This is a genomic window from Sanguibacter inulinus (assembly GCF_013415325.1).
Lineage (GTDB): Bacteria > Actinomycetota > Actinomycetes > Actinomycetales > Cellulomonadaceae > Sanguibacter > Sanguibacter inulinus.
In genome coordinates, this window is the sequence record NZ_JACBYE010000011.1 from 30,301 (window position 1) to 45,859 (window position 15,559).

Here is a 15,559-nt window from a genome sequence, read left to right on the forward strand (position 1 = left end):
ATCCACGGAGATCAGTGTAAGAATATATGCCTGACGCCGCCAGTCACCGGGGGATCTCGGACGGGCAGTCGCGGCCCCCAGCTGGAGGTGTCCCGTGGACGAGGTCCTGATCGCCGTGGACGAGGCCGAGCGCGACCCCTCTCGGACGCTCCGGCCGGCCGAGGTCTGCTGGCCCGCCGGGTCCGTCTCGAGCCACCTCGAGCCTGGCCTCTCGGCCTGGCACCTGAGCCTCGTCCCTCCGGTCACGGCTGACCCGCGGACGCCTCTGTGAGATCTCGCTGGCACCTCCGGGTGAATGCCCTCGTCCTCGGATGGCTGGTCGCCGCTGCGCTGGTCGCCGTCGAGCACAGCGGTGTCCCGGAGGCTCGGTGGCTCGTCGTGCACGCGCTGCTCCTGGGGGCCGTCAGCACAGCCATCCTCATCTGGAGCGCGCACTTCGCCGAGGCGGTGAGGCGACGGGCGCTGCGCGGTGGGCACCGCGACCAGGCGATCCGTCTCGTCACGCACACCGTCGGTGCGACGACGACGGTCGTCGGTACGGTCGTGGGCAGCCTGGCCGTGGTCGTGGCAGGCGCTGTGCTCGTGGGGCTCGTCGCCGTCTGGCACGGCGTCGTCCTGTGGGACCAGAGCCGTCGCGCGCTGACATCGATGCTGGGGTGGACGACCTCGTTCTTCGTCGTCGCCGTCGCGAGCCTGCCGGTCGGGATCGCCCTCGGTGTCCTGCTGGGCCGGGCGTCAGGGGAGGCCCACTCCCTCCTCTACATCGCCCACGTGGGGTCGATGCTGCTCGGATGGGTCGGCCTGACGGTCGTGGGGACCCTCGTGACCCTCTGGCCGACGATGCTCAGGGTGCGGATGCAGCCCGGCGGCGCGCGCCCGGCCCGCCAGGGGTTCGTCGCCCTGGTGCTCGGTCTCGTCCTGGTGGTGACAGGCGCCGTGCTCGGTCTGCGGTGGCTCGCAGCGGTCGGTCTCGGTGCCTATCTCGCGGGGCTCGTCCGCAGCGCCGTGCCGCTGGTCGACGAGGCCAGGCGGCGCAGGCCCGGCTCCTTCGCGACCCGGTCGGTGGCCGCAGCGTCGCTGTGGTGGTGCGGTTCTGTCCTCGCGTGGCTGGTCGTGCTGGTCTTCGCAGCAGGATGGCCCGAGGTCGAGGTGCGGGTGGGGGAACTGCTCGCCCCCGTCGTCGTGGGTTTCGCGGTCCAGGTGCTCCTCGGCGCGTCGAGCTATCTCGTCCCCATGATCTTGGGTGGAGGTCCCGCTGTGGTCAGGGTCACCAACGCCGTCGCCGACAGCTGGGGGACCATGAGGCTCGTCCTGGTCAACGGCGGCCTCGCCCTGAGCCTGCTCCCCGGTCCGCGTCTGCTCGTGTTCTCAGCATCGGCAGTCGTCGTGGCCGCGCTGGTCTGGACACCTGTCCTCCTCGTCCGTGTCGCGGTGCTCGCCCGACGGGCGCGGCCGCAGCCGACCGCCTCGGTCGTGACGACGAGCAGTCTTCCCGGCCTGGGCGGTGCTGTGCGTGTCCCCTCGAGGCTCCGGGGGCAGCGCGGGCAGGTCCTCGCAGCTGGTGCCGTCCTGACGCTCGTCGTCGTGGTGGGGATCGCGGCAGACCCTGAGCGGCTCGGCACCGGAGCGGCTGGCGCTGGTGTGCCACCCACCGGCGCTGTGGTCGAGGTCGCGGTCGAGCTCCGCGACATGCGGTTCGAGCCGTCGGCGGTCGACGTCCGGGCCGGTGACGAGCTGGTCCTCGTCGTGACCAACACCGACGACAGCGTCCACGACCTCGTCCTCGAGACGGGGGCGAGCTCGGGGCGGCTCGCGCCGCAGGAGTCCGCGCGCATCGAGGTCGGGGTCGTCGGAGACGACCTGTCGGGATGGTGCTCCGTCGCCGGTCACCGGCAGATGGGCATGGTCTTCGACGTGCGCGCCCTGGGGGCTGACAGCTCCGGCGGGGCGACCGGCAGAGCGCAGACCCTAGGACTGCGACCCGCGCAGGGCGGGTTCGTCGAGCTGGTCCCAGCCGTGGCTGGGCACTACCCCTTCGTCTCGCACCGCATGGTCGACGCCGAGCGCGGAGCGCACGGGATCCTCGAGGTCGCCGGGTGACGAGACGACCGTCCTGCCGGTCCACGTCCTGCCGGGCACGGCAGGAGAAAGAGGACCCGGACTGAACCAGAGAGGAGAGCAGAGCGCAGATCTGAGCGTATTTCCGAGGTCCGTGCCTCGAGTGCCAAGAACGCCTACCCGCGAGGTCTGCGGCGGCGGCACCGGGAGCGGCCCACCCTCGATCACCGTGATCGAGGTCCATCGAGAGACGACGAGAGAGCTGAGACAGATGACGTATGTGATCGGCGAACCCTGCATCGATGTCCTGGACAGGGCGTGTGTCGAAGAATGTCCCGTCGACTGCATCTACGAGGGTGAACGGTCCCTCTACATCAACCCGTCAGAGTGCATCGACTGCGGGGCCTGCGAGCCCGTCTGCCCGGTCGAGGCGATCTTCTACGAAGACGACCTGCCGCCGGACCTGGAGCCCTTCCTGGCTGACAACGCGGACTTCTTCGCTGTCACCCTCGACGGGAGGAGCGGACCGTTGGGGAACCCGGGCGGCGCGGCCGCCCTCGGTGTGGTCGGTGCGGACACCGAGCTCGTCGCGAGCTTCCCCGCTCGCGTCCCACCAGGCGCAGGAGAGTCCGCGTGACGTGTGCGCGGCAGTGCGTCGAGGACGTCTCGTGCTGAGGCGCTCCCCGAGTCCCAGTGCGAGCAGGGGTGGGGCGACGGCTGGGGTGCGGCCTGACCTCTGACGTCCCTCCAGGCGCGCAGCGCCCAGACGGTCTCGCACCCGCTCGGCGGGGGCGAGACCGTCTCGGTCCACAGGTCATGCCGGACCGGCGACCGAGTACTTGCCCGCCGTGCGCAGCGCTCGGTCGACGACGTCAGCGTCGAGCACGACGTCGTCCGTGTGCTTGAGGATGATGCGAGCCCCGGTGCCTGTGAGCTCAGCGGAGAAGCCCCCGACGCCGGCGACCGCGTACATCGCGGCACGGACCCTGAGCACGTCGCGGTGGGTCGTCATCCCCGCGACGGGGAAGATCGTGCTCATCACCTCGTCGCCTCCTGGTTCAGATCACGCCGTTGAAGGCCTGCATGGCGCCATCTTCACGAGTGCCTCCGCGGCCGTCACCGTAGTCGGCGTAGTCGCGGATCCACTCGACGGACCTGACCCACTTGACCATCTTGTAGCCGTGGTTCGACTCGACCCGCAGTCGAAGCGGTGCGCCGAGGTGGATGTCCAGGGGACGGTCGTTGCGCTCGTAGGCGAGGATCGTGTCGGCCTCCGCGACCATCTTGAGGTCGAGGACCGTGTAGAACGGCTCCCGCGGTCGGTGGTCCCACATCTCCTGGGCGAGCCCGTGCGAGGTGATCATCACGTACCTCGCACCCTCAGGGCGTGGGCCGAGGAGGTCGAGGACCTCCGCCAGTCGCACCCCCGTCCATCGGGAGGTCGCCGACCAGCCCTGCATGCACGTGTGGACCGCGATGTACTCCGTCTTCGGCAGTGCCTTGAGGTCGTCGAGCGACACCGTGACGGAGCTGCCGTCGAGGGTGCTGCCGATCTCGAGGCGCCAGTCCGACCATCCGCCGTCCCGGAGCGCCAACCACTCGGGCGACTCGTCCTGCGTGGGTGGCAGTCCGTTCGTCCAGTGGAACTCGGACAGGTCCTTCTCGGTGTACACGGTCTGGTCCTGCATCCGTGGCCGCATCCATCCGAGCCCGAACCTGCGTGCCGGCTCGGTCAGTGCGACGAGGATCTTCTGGGTGCGCGGGCGATCGAGGAGCGATGCGTAGCTCAGCCCGATCCAGAAGGCGAAGACCACCACGATCGTGAGGATCGCGATCGTGAAGGCCTGGGCGTACCTGGCGGTGTCTGTGACCCCGAAGATCATGTGCGGCAGGTTGTACTCGGCGTGGACGAGGAAGACCAGGCCGACGTGCATGACGATGAACAGCGTCATGAGGACCATCGCGATGAAGTGCAGCGACCGTGCGCCCTGGTGCCCGCCGAGGAGCTTCACGAACCGCGGGAACCTCGACCTGACCGCTGGTGCCATCGCCAGCCCCGTGACGATGAGCAGAGGAGCCAGCACGAAGAGGACGCCCGTGTACGCGAGCATCTGGAGCGCGTCGTAGGGCTGGAAGTGCTCGATGTCCGGCGTGCCGAGCCCCGCGTAGATCTTCAGGGAGGCCCAGGCCTCGGGGAAGACCGACCATTCGGTCGGGACGATCCGTCGCCAGAGGCCTGTGCCGAAGAGCAGGGCGACGTAGACGATCCCGTTGAGCATCCACAGCATCACGCCGAGCCCGTGGAAGTGGCGTGCCAGTCCGATGTTCTTGCGACCGGGGAGCGTGAAGACCGGGCTCGCGCTCCGCTCGTCCATCAGCGAGGTGTACACGCCTTCTTCTTGAGGCAGCTCACGGCGGGTGAACTTCAGCCACTCGGTGCCGGGCTTGCTGTCGTTGCGCCACCACAGCCTGGGCAGCGAGGTGAGCATCTCCCACCCGCTGCGCAGCAGGATGCCGATCAGCACGAAGTTGATCAGGTGAGTGGCTTGCAGCCACAGGGGAAAGTTCGGGTCGTCCATTGCTCTCTCCGTTGCTCAGGGCTGCTCGGCGACTCGGCAGATGATGCGCCTGGGCCGACGTCCAGCGATGCTCGTGAGACCCCCGCGCTCGCGATGGAGCCGGTGATCTTCAGGATGTCGACCGCGTCGTGGCGCTGCGTGCTCTGAGGTGGCCGAGGATGCCGTCCGGCGCCTGTGCCGTCACGGACCCCTCAGCCGGGGATCGTCCCGCTGCCCCGTCTGTCTCGTCCTCGAGGCAGACCGGCCAAGAATGCTCGTCAACCAGATGAACGTATCGAGGCGTCTGCCTGCGGTACATGATCCAGATCACGTACTGCTCGATGGTGGTCGGAGGAGGCGGGGACGACCAGGTTCGCGAGGCCGGAGATCCTGGTCGTCCCTGCTGCGCTGGTCAGGACTGCGTCGTCGACGCCTCGAAGTCCGTGATCTCGACGAGTCTCGTGGCGTAGCTGCTCGCTGGGTCGTGCCTCAGGTCGAGCCAGAGGTCGACGAGCGAGACGGCTGCGGCTGCGGCGATGACGTCCTGCCCCATGCACAGCACCTGGGCGTCGTAGTTCTCGACGGATCCGCGTACCGTCGTCAGTTCGTGAGCTGTCGCTGCGCGGACACCCGGTACCTTGCTCGCGGCGATCGCGGTCCCTATCCCGGTCCCGCAGACCAGGATCCCGCGGTCGGCGCGCCCCTCGGCGATCGCCTTCCCTGCGGAGAAGGACACGGCTGGATAGGTGGAGTCCGCCCGGGACACGTCGACGACCTCGCCGACCCGGTGGTCTGCTCCGAGGTAGGCCTTCAGGGTGTCTCGCAGTGCTGCCCCGTTGGCTGGGGCTCCGATCACGATGCGCATGTCTGTCGTCTCCTGTCGTCGGTGTTCCTGCGTCGAGTGCTGGGCTTCGTCCTGCGGTGCCGCGTGACCGGCTCTCACCCCTCCGCGATCCCAGCGAGCCGGCCCCTGTCGAGGACGGACGTCCAGTGGCGGCCCGTGCCGATGATCCCGTCGTCGCGGAGCAGGCTCATCACCCGGCTCACGGTCTCCGCGCTCAGCCCTGTCGATGCCGCCATCTCGACCCGGGTGAGGGAGGGGGCGAGGACGAGCGCACCGTCCTGCTCGGTCCCGAACTTGTCGGCCAGCAGCATCAGGACCGCGGCGACGCGCTGCTGGGGGTTGTCTGCGGACAGCCGGCGGATCGTCTGACGCGTCTGCTCCACGCGGTGGAGGGCTTCCTCGAGGGCGGCCCGTGCGAGCCCGGGCCGCCGGTCCATCATCTCGACGAGCCTGTCGGCAGGGATAGTCAAGACCTGTGTCCTGGCCATCGCCTGGGCACTGTCTGGGTACAGGAGGTGACCCAGCAGACCCGGTCCTCCGAAGCTGTCTCCGGGGCCGAGGATGTCTGTGACCACGTCCCGCCCGTGGGCCGAGGTGCGGACCAATCTCACGGCACCCGAGACCACGCAGAAGAGGTGGTCTGCCGGGATGCCGACACTGTAGACGAGCTCTCCGGGCCGGTATCGGCGCGATCGGACGAACGGTTCGACGGCCCGGACGTCTCCAGGTGCTGCCTTCGCGAGCCACGGCATGCGGCTCAGGATCTCCAGACGTCTGCCGAGCGAGCGGTCACGGCCTGACCCTGGTGCTGCAGGTGGGGTGAGGAGGAGTGTCTCTCGGGTGGTCATCGTGCCCTCCGTGTCTCGGCGCGCGCGTCTAGAGCCTCAGAGCCACTGCGCGCGGCCAGCTCGAGCCAGGGCTCTGGGCCCAGCGCGAGTGCCAGCCATCTCATCTTTGAGTCAAAAGTGACTATAGGGCTTTCTGTAGGCTTATGACAGTGCTCCACTTCTGCGTCCTCCTCCGCCGCCCGTCCACAGATGGTGATCGTGACCCGTCGTCCACAGGTCGACAGTGTCTCGTCGCGTAGGTGACGGTCTCCGGCGCATGGTCTGTCTCGGAGGTACGACATGGACGTGGACAGGACAGACCGGGCTGCAGTGGGCCGGTACGGCGAAGATCTCGCGGCGCAGATGCTCGTCGCTGCGGGATGGGTGGTCGTCGAGCGCAACTGGCGAGGCACCCGTGGCGAGATCGACATCGTGGCCCTCGAGGGGCGTGAGCTGGTGGTCGTCGAGGTGAAGACCCGGACAGGTCTCGGGTATGGCCATCCAGCCGAGGCGGTGACGCCAGTCAAGCTCGCCCGGCTGCGGCGTCTGGCGGGGGAGTGGCTGGCCGGACGGGTCGTCGAGACCCTCGCCGAGCGGCCGCTCTCGGTGCGGATCGACGTCGTCGCGGTCCTGCTGGTGCGTGACGAGCCCGCACGGCTCGAGCACCTGGTCGGGGTCGTCTGATGGGGCTCGGGGTGACGCTCGCAGTCTGCCTCGTCGGGATGACGGGGCATCTCGTCGAGGTCGAGGCCCATCTCGCAGCGTCGGTGCCAGGCTTCACGCTCGTCGGCCTGCCCGACACCTCCTTGGCCGAGTCGCGTGACCGCGTGCGCGCCGCCGTCGCCTCGACGGGTCTTGTGCTGCCCCAGCGGAAGGTGACGGTCAACCTGTCACCTGCCTCGCTGCCGAAGTCCGGGTCGGGCTACGACCTCGCGATCGCCGTGGCGATGCTCGCGGGGGCGGGTCTCGTCCGCCACGAGGGCCTGGCCCGGACCGTCCACCTCGGTGAGCTCGGGCTCGACGGACGGGTCCACCCGGTCCGTGGGGTCCTGCCCGCAGTCGCGGCGGCAGCGGCGGCGGGTGTCACCCGGGTGGTCGTCCCAGCGGCGAACGCCGCCGAGGCAGGTCTGGTGCCGGGCATGGAGGTCTACGGTGCGCACAGGCTCGCAGAGGTCGTCGCACGCTACGGGGCGGACGTCGTCGTCCCGCCCGACGTCGGGGTCCGGCCGGGAGGTCTCGTCACGGCTCAGGTCAGGACCGACCTCGGCGACCTGAGCGACGTGGTGGGGCAGACGTCCGCCCGTGCCGCGCTCGAGGTCGCCGCCGCCGGTGGGCACCACCTCCTCATGGTCGGACCGCCGGGCACCGGCAAGACGATGCTGGCTCAGCGGCTGCCGGGCCTGCTCCCGGCGCTCACGGAGTCGGAGGCGATCGAGGTGACCTCTGTGCACTCTGTGGCGGGGACCTTCGACGCGTCCCGAGGCCTGCTGGACAGGCCGCCCTTCGAAGACCCCCACCACACCGCGACGCCGGCAGCCGTGGTGGGCGGTGGCAGCGGCACACCCAGACCAGGTGCAGCCTCGAGGGCGCACCGCGGCATCTTGTTCATGGACGAGGCACCTGAGTTCTCCCCACGGGTCCTGCAGACGCTCCGGCAGCCTCTCGAGCACGGTGAGCTCGTGATCCAGCGGGCGGCTGGGAGCGCACGGTATCCCGCCAGGTTCCAGCTCGTCCTCGCCGCGAACCCCTGCCCGTGCGGGCTGTCCATCGGGAAGGGGCTCGAGTGCTCCTGCACGCCGATGGCCCGGCGGCGGTACTTCGCGAGGCTGTCCGGCCCCTTGCTCGACAGGGTCGACCTGCAGGTGGAGGTGCACCCCGTGACCCGGCTCGATGCCATGGACGAGACGGTCCGCGAGGGGACGGACGTCGTGGCGCGGCGGGTGCTCCAGGCGCGTGAGGCTGCTCGTGAGCGGCTGCGCCCCGCGGGGTGGACCACGAACAGCGAGGTGCCGGGGACCTGGTTGCGAGACAAGATCGGGAACGGGCGCGTGCTCCTCCGGGATCTCGACGCGGCGCTCGACAGGGGGACGCTGAGCCTGCGGGGCGCCGACAGGGTGCTGCGGGTCGCGTGGACGCTGGCTGACCTCGCCGGCCGTCTGAGCCCCGAGCCTGACGACATCGGACGTGCCCTGATGCTCCGGACGCGGGGGCACGGGCTGTGAGCGCGGGGAGCAGCGCGGGCGTGGGGACTGCCGACGACGAGGAGCGGCTGGCGCGGGCGGCCTGGAGCCGGATCGCCGAGCCGGCGGACAGCACCGCCGGGGCGCTGGTGCGTGCGGTGGGGCCCGTCGACGCCCTCCGGTGGGTGGAGAGCGTGGCAGTCGGCGGGTCGACCTGGTCGCCCGCTGGAGAGGTCTCGACCACTCGGGCCTCGCTGACCAGGGCGACTGTGGCCCAGGGCCAGCCACCCCCGTCCGCGGCCCCGGTGACGCCGGCCGGACGGGGCGAGGTCGGCCCGACCGTGAGAGTGGGTGCCGCCCTCGCGGGACCGGCAGGGTCAGCAGCACCAGCTCCGACCGGCACTCGTCATCAGCAGGGTGGAGCGACTGGTCAGCCGTCGCGGGACGACGTGACCGGGTCCCCAGCATCGGTGCGACGCGCGGTCGTCGGTCTGTGCGAGGTCCTCGGCGTCGACGACCCGACCGTGCAGCGACGGCTGATGTCGGCAGCCGGGCGGTGGGCGCTGCGCGCGGGTCGGGTCGACCCGGAGATCGACCTCACGAACCTCGGACGGCTCGGTGGACGTCTGGTCGTCCCGGGCGACCGCGAGTGGCCCACGCAGATCGACGACCTGGGTGACGAGACGCCCTTCTGCCTCTGGGTACGGGGAACGGTCAGGGTCGACGAGGCGCTCGCGGGGGCGGTCTCGATCGTCGGCGCGCGGGCCAGCACCGACTACGGCGAGCGGATCGCGGCAGAGATGGCTGCGGGTCTTGTCGACGCTCGCCGCGGCACGGTCTCCGGAGGTGCGTACGGGATCGACGCAGCCGTGCACAGGGCGACGCTCGCCGTGGGCGGGGTGACCGTCGCCGTCCTGGCAGGCGGTGTCGACCGCCTCTACCCAGCGGGGAACACAGCCCTCCTGCGCGCAGTCGTCGACAGAGGCGGTCTGCTGCTGAGCGAGGTGCCGCCCGGCGCGGTCCCGAGCCGGGTGAGGTTCCTCAGGCGTAACCGGCTGATCGCAGCGGCCGGGCGCTCGACCGTCGTCGTCGAGGCGGCGTGGCGGTCAGGGTCGCTGGTGACGGCTCGGCTCGCCGCCGGGCTCGGTCGACCCGTCGGAGCCGTCCCCGGACCCGTCACCTCCGCTGCCTCGGCTGGGTCCCACCGCCTGATGCGGGAGGGTGTCGCCGTGTGCGTGACGGACGTCGCAGAGGTCCTCGAGCTCACAGGTGCGGCGGGTGACGGGGTGGCCGAGCTCGCGGAGCAGGAGGCACGCCGGGACGAGAGCGGTGCTCGTCCCGACGACGGTCTCGACGACGGTGCCATCGCGACGCTCGACGCCCTCCCTGTCCGCAGGCCCGCGACGGTCGAGGCGCTGGCGCGGTCCTCGGGGCTGGCACCCCACGAGGTCATGTCCGCCCTGGGGGTCCTCGAGCTCAGAGGGCAGGCTGCCCGGAGCGAGGCCGGCTGGAGGCGCGCGGGCCGTGGCCGGTGACTGCGCGGCGACCAGGAGCGACCGGGCGGTCTGCTGTGACCGCCGTGGGCGTGGGCGTAGACGTGGACGCCTGGACGCCTGGGCGTCTGGATGCCTGGTCGCCTGGTCGCCGTGACGACGCGGACGCAGCATCCCGCCAGTCGGATCACGGCTCGGAGGCGCCCCGACGAGGAGGAGCGCCGCCGCCCTGGCGCTCGGCCCGAGGGTGGTCCTCGAACTGGTCAGGGGGTGTGAGGCGAGCTGACTCTTCGGTGCCTGGCCCGGCGCGGTCCTCGCCCTGGTCAGGGGAGTGCAGCGACGCCCTCAGAGCCTGAGGTGTCGACCGGCGCGAGTGGACCGACCGCATGGTAAGGGATGCGGGCAGGGTGAAGTTCCTCCGGCCGCACCACGACCGGCGTCTGATTTCCTCGGTTTTCCAAGGAATGGTGACAGCCGTCTCAAACTCCATCCGTGTGGGTCCTTGAACGCGACGCCCGGACAGTCCACCGTATTGCCCATGCAGCAGAGCGCCGGCGGAGCACCGAGCCTCGACGACGACAGCGTCCTCGAGGACTTCGCCGCACACCTGACGTCTCAGCGGGGCCTGTCCGACCACACGGTCCGGGCCTATCTCTCGGACGTCGCACAGCTCTCGACCTTCGCGCAGGAGTCAGGGGCCGAAGGCCTCGCAGGCGTCGACCTCGCGACGCTGCGTGGCTGGCTGGCGCAGATGGCTGGGCGGAGCCTGTCACGGTCGACGGTGGCTCGTCGTGGTGCTGCCGTCAGGTCGTTCTACGCCTGGGCCGAGCGCACCGGCCGCGTCGGTACAGACCCCTCCGTGCGTCTGGGCAGCCCGAAGGTCGCCCGGTCGTTGCCGACCGTCCTCGCAGTCACCGGAGCCGCCACGCTCATGGAGACCGCCCGTGAGCTCGCCGTCGACGGCAGCCCTGCCGATCTTCGGGCCTGGGCCTGCGTCGAGCTGCTCTACGCCACCGGGGCCCGTGTCGGAGAGCTCGTCTCTCTCGACCTCCAGGACGTCGACCTCGATGCGCGCTCGCTCCGGGTGATCGGAAAGGGCGACCGCGAGCGCGTCGTACCCTTCGGTGTCCCTGCAGCAGATGCTCTGCGGTCGTGGCTGGAGGACGGGCGCCCCACCCTCGCTGGTGGGAGCGGTGCCACGGCGGTCTTCCTCGGTCAGCGGGGCCAGCGCTGGGGCCAGCGGCAGATCCGTGAGGCTGTCCACAGGCTCGCGGCTCTTGCGGCCGTCGACGACGTCGCGCCTCACGACCTGCGCCACAGCGCCGCCACTCATCTGCTGCACGGTGGTTCTGACCTCAGGACCGTCCAAGAGGTCCTCGGTCACTCGACCCTCTCGACCACGCAGCGCTACACGCACGTCTCGGCCGAACGTCTCAGGTCGTCCTACCAGCTGGCGCACCCTCGCGCATGATCGAAGCAGAGAACCTCATGACCGCACCGAGCCCTGTCACGCTCGACGAGCACGTCTCGCCCCAGGGGGCGACGCTGCTCGCGGAGCCGACCTCGCGCGACAGCTCCACCACGGCCGTCTCCGACGCCGTCGACACCGCCGCTCAGGTGTCCGTCCTCGCTCGTGCTGCTGAACCCAGCCATGACACGTCCTCACGACCCGCGCGGTCCGGCATGCTCCACGAGCGTCTCGACAGGGATGCCCGCCGGACGGTGGTCGTCGCGTCCAGCGTCGCCGTCGATGCCGCGACCGCTGCCGCGTCGGCAGCCGCTCGCGAGATCGCCGGGGTCTGGCAGCGGTACAAGGGCTGCGCCGACGCGATGCTCCGTGAGCAGCTGATCCTCCACTACGCCCCGCTCGTGACCTCGGTCGCGTCCCGCGTCGGGATGAAGCTCCCGAGCACCGTGGAGCACGCAGATCTCGTCTCCTACGGGATGTTCGGGCTGATCGACGCGATCGAGAAGTTCGAGCTCGACCGCGAGATCAAGTTCGAGACCTACGCCACGTCTCGCATCCGGGGCGCGATCCTCGACGAGCTCCGTGCCTCCGACTGGGTCCCGCGTTCTGTCCGCTCCAAGGCGCGCGCTGTCGACCGCGCCCACGCGGAGCTCGAGGGGACGCTGCACAGGGCGCCGACCGACACCGAGATCGCCGAGCACATGCAGATCCCGGCGAGCGAGCTCCGGTCGATCCGCCACCTCGTCTCGACGGTGAACCTCGTCGCGCTCGACGAGGTGTTCGGGGCCAGCGAGCAGCTCGAGCCCGTCGGGCACCTGGACGTCGCCCAGGGTTCGCGCGCCACAGACCCGGCCCGGTCCTTCGAGTCCAAGGAGACGAAGTTCCTGCTCTCCCAGGCGATGGACCAGCTCGGCGAGCGCGAGAAGATCATGCTCGTCCTCTACTACTACGAGGGCATGACCCTCGCCGAGATCGGCAAGGTCCTCGGTGTGACCGAGTCGCGCATCTCGCAGATGCACACCGCCGCGATGGGCAGGCTGCGGGAGAAGCTGTCCCGCAGCGAAGGGGCCTGAGCCCCTGACAGGGAGCAGGACCACCGGCTCGACGATCCCCAGCAGGACCAGCGGGTCGAGGTAGACGTCTCCGCGTCGCACGCCCCAGTGCAGGCACGACGCAGGTGCGCAGTGCGATGACGCCCCCTCGCCGACGGTCCCCACGGGCTCTCCCGTGGCGACCGAGGTGCCGACAGCGAGGCTCGGGTCGACCGGCTCGAGCGTGGAGCGCAGACCGTCTGGGTGTGTCACGACCACCAGAGGCCTGCTGACCACGACCCCCGCGAAGGTGACCACACCGGCGGCTGGGGCCACGACAGTCGCCCCAGAGGCGGCAGCGAGGTCGACGCCGCGGTGCCCGGCCTCCCACGGTGCGTCGGGCAGTTCGACGTCGGAGACGAGGAGACCTGACGACACGAGAGCGGCCCGGTCGACCGGGCCTGGGGGCATGGTCCCGACCGGCAGGACTATGCCGGACGACGTGGGCTCGCTGTCAGCCGGGGTCGTGCCAGACGATGACGTGCCTGACGTGCCTGACGTGCCTGACGTGCCTGACGTGCCTGACGTTGCTGAGGCCGCTACGGCCGCTGCGGGCGTCGACGGGGTCTGGACGCTGGCGCTGGCGCAGACGAGGACCAGGACGAGCGCGACGGTCCTGGCGATCCGTGCCCGTCTCGAGCGTCCCGGTGCGGTGGTCCGGGTTCGTGTCATGCGTCGAGGGTGCCCGACCCGCCGGCCGGCGGGCTGTGCCTGCCGGGGGAGCGGTGGACGACCGTGGCCCTCCACAGGGTGGATGTCCGGTAGACTTCACGGTGCGACCGCCGTGTTCGTGCTGCCTGCAGGTAGCCGTCGTGGCCCGGGACGCTGGTCTGAGAGGACTCGCACCGAGGTACGACGGACCGCGCAGAGCCGGACGAGCCGGAGATCGACTTCACGCACCTGACCGACCGGCCCCGCCGGTCGCCAGACGTGGGCGCGGTCCGGGGAGAACCCGGTGCCCAGGTCTGAGGTGCTAGGGGCGTCACCCACCGGGGTGCTCGCCGACAACCGGAACGCGGCCTCGTGCCGCAGAAGACTGTGCACGATGCTGGGATGATCCCGGTCGTGCCGAAAGGAAGTGCCATGGCCGTCGTGACCATGCGCCAGCTCCTCGAGAGCGGTGTCCACTTCGGACACCAGACCCGTCGTTGGAACCCGAAGATGAAGCGTTTCATCTTCACGGAGCGCAACGGCATCTACATCGTCGACCTCCAGCAGTCGCTGTCGTACATCGACCGCGCCTACGAGTTCGTCAAGGAGACGGTCGCCCACGGTGGGTCGATCCTCTTCGTCGGCACCAAGAAGCAGGCGCAGGAGCCCGTCGCCGAGCAGGCTGCTCGTGTCGGCATGCCCTACGTGAACCACCGCTGGCTCGGTGGCATGCTCACCAACTTCCAGACCGTCAACAAGCGTCTGCAGCGTCTCAAGGAGCTCGAGCAGGTCGACTTCGACGACGTCGCAGGGAGCGCCTTCACCAAGAAGGAGCTGCTCATCATGCGCCGCGAGCGCGACAAGCTCGCCCGCACCCTCGGCGGCATCCGCGACATGGCGAAGATCCCCTCCGCCGTGTGGATCGTGGACACCAACAAGGAGCACCTCGCTGTCGACGAGGCGCGCAAGCTGCACATCCCGATCGTCGCGATCCTCGACACCAACTGCGACCCCGACGTCGTGGACTACAAGATCCCGGGCAACGACGACGCCATCCGCGCCGTCGCGCTGCTGACGCGAGTCATCGCTGACGCCGTCGCCGAGGGCCTCATCGCCCGTCACGCCGGCAAGTCCGGTGGCGCCGAGGCGACCGAGGCCGAGCCTCTCGCCGCCTGGGAGCGCGAGCTCCTCGAGGGTGCGTCCAAGGACGCTGCCGCGACCGAGGCTCCGGCCGCCGAGGCCCCCGCGGCCGACGCTTCAGCCGAGACCCCGGCCGCCGAGGCTCCCGCTGCTGAGGCGCCCGCCGCCGAGGCACCTGCTGCTGAGGCGCCCGCCGCCGAGGCTGCTGCCGAGGTCGAGGCCCCGGCCGCCGAGGCAGAGTCCAAGTAGTAGACAGCGTCCCGGGTGGACGGCCGGGCTCGTCCCGGCCGTCCTCCCGCACCCTGATCCAGCTCCTAGACCCGAAGGACACAACTTATGGCGAACTACACCGCCGCTGACATCAAGGCGCTCCGTGAGCGCACAGGTGCAGGCATGCTCGACGTCAAGAAGGCGCTCGACGAGGCTGACGGCAACGCCGAGAAGGCTCTCGAGATCATCCGCATCAAGGGGCTCAAGGGCGTCTCGAAGCGTGAGGGCAACGCCACGTCCGAGGGCCTCGTCGCCCTGGTCGTCGAGCCCACCGACGGTGGAGAGGTCGGCACCGTCGTCGAGCTCAACTCCGAGACCGACTTCGTCGCGAAGTCCGACGCGTTCATCGCGCTGGCCGACCGCGTCCTCGCGGCCGTCGCCGCGTCGGGTGCCACCGACGTCGAGGCCGCCCTGGCCGCCGACGTCGACGGCGAGACCGTCGCCGAGCTCGTCGCGTCGACCGCTGCGACCCTCGGAGAGAAGATCGTGCTGCGCCGCGTCGCTCGCGTCTCTGCTCCCAAGGTGACCAGCTACCTGCACCGCACGAGCAAGGACCTCCCCCCGTCGATCGGTGTCCTCGTCGGCACCGACGAGGCCGGGGCTGTCGTGGGCAAGGACATCGCGCAGCACATCGCCGCGATCGCCCCGAGCTTCCTCAGCCGTGAGGACGTCCCCGCCGAGACCGTCGCCAACGAGCGTCGTATCGCCGAGGAGACCTCGCGCAACGAGGGCAAGCCCGAGGCTGCCCTGCCGAAGATCATCGAAGGCCGCCTCGGCGGGTTCTTCAAGGACGTCGTCCTCCTGGACCAGCCCCTTGCCAAGGACCCGAAGAAGTCGGTCGCGAAGACCCTCGAAGAGGTCGGCGGCACCGCGACGGCGTTCGTGCGCTTCCGCGTCGGCTCCTGATCGACTGAACGACGCCGATGCCCGGCCCGCGACCTCGCGGGCCGGGCATCGCGCACACGGTGGGAGAAGTGAC

The 15,559-nt window shown here is 70.3% G+C and carries 14 protein-coding genes and 1 pseudogene; 10 read left to right on the forward strand and 5 right to left on the reverse strand.

Annotated features, from left to right (window positions below; translation table 11 throughout):
* Positions 1–94 precede the first annotated feature (94 nt).
* The 3 genes from HZZ10_RS06610 to fdxA all read left to right on the forward strand — a co-directional run bounded on the left by HZZ10_RS06610 (position 95) and on the right by fdxA (position 2,695).
* Positions 95–271 carry a hypothetical protein gene (locus HZZ10_RS06610; protein WP_179912911.1) on the forward strand — a complete coding sequence of 59 codons (177 nt, stop codon included), beginning with the start codon at positions 95–97 and terminating at the stop codon, positions 269–271.
* Positions 272–291: 20 nt separating this feature from the next.
* Positions 292–2,100 (forward strand): cupredoxin domain-containing protein, encoded by a 1,809-nt coding sequence (locus tag HZZ10_RS20020; protein WP_179912912.1) that lies wholly within the window; start codon positions 292–294, stop codon positions 2,098–2,100.
* 229 nt (positions 2,101–2,329) lie between these two features.
* Positions 2,330–2,695, forward strand: coding sequence for a ferredoxin (gene fdxA, locus HZZ10_RS06620; protein ID WP_179912941.1), 366 nt, complete (start codon positions 2,330–2,332; stop codon positions 2,693–2,695).
* 177 nt (positions 2,696–2,872) lie between these two features.
* Here fdxA and HZZ10_RS06625 read toward each other — a convergent pair whose 3' ends face one another.
* From HZZ10_RS06625 to HZZ10_RS06640, 4 genes are all read right to left on the reverse strand, one after another.
* Positions 2,873–3,097, reverse strand: a complete 225-nt coding sequence (locus HZZ10_RS06625; RefSeq protein ID WP_179912913.1) for a hypothetical protein — start codon at positions 3,095–3,097, stop codon at positions 2,873–2,875.
* 19 nt (positions 3,098–3,116) lie between these two features.
* Positions 3,117–4,637 carry a molybdopterin-dependent oxidoreductase gene (locus HZZ10_RS06630; RefSeq protein ID WP_179912914.1) on the reverse strand — a complete coding sequence of 507 codons (1,521 nt, stop codon included), beginning with the start codon at positions 4,635–4,637 and terminating at the stop codon, positions 3,117–3,119.
* Positions 4,638–5,028: 391 nt separating this feature from the next.
* A complete protein-coding gene (locus HZZ10_RS06635) occupies positions 5,029–5,481 on the reverse strand; it encodes an RpiB/LacA/LacB family sugar-phosphate isomerase (RefSeq protein ID WP_179912915.1) in 453 nt (150 codons plus the stop codon).
* A 74-nt stretch (positions 5,482–5,555) separates the two neighbouring features.
* A complete protein-coding gene (locus tag HZZ10_RS06640; protein ID WP_179912916.1) occupies positions 5,556–6,308 on the reverse strand; it encodes a Crp/Fnr family transcriptional regulator in 753 nt (250 codons plus the stop codon).
* A 279-nt stretch (positions 6,309–6,587) separates the two neighbouring features.
* On the opposite strand from HZZ10_RS06640, the gene HZZ10_RS06645 reads away from it, so the two are divergent.
* The 5 genes from HZZ10_RS06645 (at position 6,588) to HZZ10_RS06665 (ending at position 12,501) form a co-directional block, all read left to right on the forward strand.
* On the forward strand, positions 6,588–6,971 hold the full coding sequence (locus HZZ10_RS06645) for a YraN family protein (RefSeq protein ID WP_179912917.1): 384 nt from the start codon (positions 6,588–6,590) through the stop codon (positions 6,969–6,971).
* A complete protein-coding gene (locus HZZ10_RS06650; protein ID WP_179912918.1) occupies positions 6,971–8,509 on the forward strand; it encodes a YifB family Mg chelatase-like AAA ATPase in 1,539 nt (512 codons plus the stop codon). Before HZZ10_RS06645 ends, HZZ10_RS06650 begins: the two co-directional genes overlap by 1 nt.
* Before the next feature lie 428 nt (positions 8,510–8,937).
* The gene (gene dprA, locus HZZ10_RS06655) at positions 8,938–10,002 is read left to right on the forward strand and encodes a DNA-processing protein DprA (protein WP_308507512.1); all 1,065 of its coding nucleotides are present in this window, start codon (positions 8,938–8,940) and stop codon (positions 10,000–10,002) included.
* A gap of 496 nt (positions 10,003–10,498) precedes the next feature.
* On the forward strand, positions 10,499–11,431 hold the full coding sequence (locus HZZ10_RS06660; RefSeq protein WP_056130002.1) for a tyrosine recombinase XerC: 933 nt from the start codon (positions 10,499–10,501) through the stop codon (positions 11,429–11,431).
* Complete coding sequence (locus HZZ10_RS06665; RefSeq protein ID WP_228087201.1) at positions 11,428–12,501, forward strand: FliA/WhiG family RNA polymerase sigma factor; 1,074 nt, start codon at positions 11,428–11,430, stop codon at positions 12,499–12,501. The genes HZZ10_RS06660 and HZZ10_RS06665 overlap by 4 nt, the downstream gene beginning before the upstream one ends.
* Before the next feature lie 63 nt (positions 12,502–12,564).
* Here the strand turns inward: HZZ10_RS06665 and HZZ10_RS19815 are convergent.
* Positions 12,565–13,191: pseudogene (locus HZZ10_RS19815) on the reverse strand (M23 family metallopeptidase); the annotation flags it as partial.
* A gap of 411 nt (positions 13,192–13,602) precedes the next feature.
* Here HZZ10_RS19815 and rpsB point away from each other — a divergent pair.
* Both rpsB and tsf read left to right on the forward strand, forming a co-directional pair.
* A complete protein-coding gene (gene rpsB, locus HZZ10_RS06675; protein ID WP_179912919.1) occupies positions 13,603–14,559 on the forward strand; it encodes a 30S ribosomal protein S2 in 957 nt (318 codons plus the stop codon).
* A gap of 87 nt (positions 14,560–14,646) precedes the next feature.
* Complete coding sequence (tsf, locus tag HZZ10_RS06680; protein WP_056130011.1) at positions 14,647–15,486, forward strand: translation elongation factor Ts; 840 nt, start codon at positions 14,647–14,649, stop codon at positions 15,484–15,486.
* Positions 15,487–15,559: the final 73 nt, after the last annotated feature.

Bases quoted from the DNA above. Each gene is read 5' to 3' on its own strand.
- HZZ10_RS06650 (WP_179912918.1), top strand. From the start codon at position 6,971: ATGGGGCTCGGGGTGACGCTCGCAGTCTGCCTCGTCGGGATGACGGGG.
- HZZ10_RS06660 (WP_056130002.1), top strand. From the start codon at position 10,499: ATGCAGCAGAGCGCCGGCGGAGCACCGAGCCTCGACGACGACAGCGTC.
- tsf (WP_056130011.1), top strand. From the start codon at position 14,647: ATGGCGAACTACACCGCCGCTGACATCAAGGCGCTCCGTGAGCGCACA.
- fdxA (WP_179912941.1), top strand. From the start codon at position 2,330: ATGACGTATGTGATCGGCGAACCCTGCATCGATGTCCTGGACAGGGCG.
- HZZ10_RS06630 (WP_179912914.1), bottom strand. From the start codon at position 4,637: ATGGACGACCCGAACTTTCCCCTGTGGCTGCAAGCCACTCACCTGATC.
- HZZ10_RS06640 (WP_179912916.1), bottom strand. From the start codon at position 6,308: ATGACCACCCGAGAGACACTCCTCCTCACCCCACCTGCAGCACCAGGG.
- HZZ10_RS06625 (WP_179912913.1), bottom strand. From the start codon at position 3,097: ATGAGCACGATCTTCCCCGTCGCGGGGATGACGACCCACCGCGACGTG.
- rpsB (WP_179912919.1), top strand. From the start codon at position 13,603: ATGGCCGTCGTGACCATGCGCCAGCTCCTCGAGAGCGGTGTCCACTTC.
- HZZ10_RS06665 (WP_228087201.1), top strand. From the start codon at position 11,428: ATGATCGAAGCAGAGAACCTCATGACCGCACCGAGCCCTGTCACGCTC.
- HZZ10_RS06645 (WP_179912917.1), top strand. From the start codon at position 6,588: ATGGACGTGGACAGGACAGACCGGGCTGCAGTGGGCCGGTACGGCGAA.
- HZZ10_RS06635 (WP_179912915.1), bottom strand. From the start codon at position 5,481: ATGCGCATCGTGATCGGAGCCCCAGCCAACGGGGCAGCACTGCGAGAC.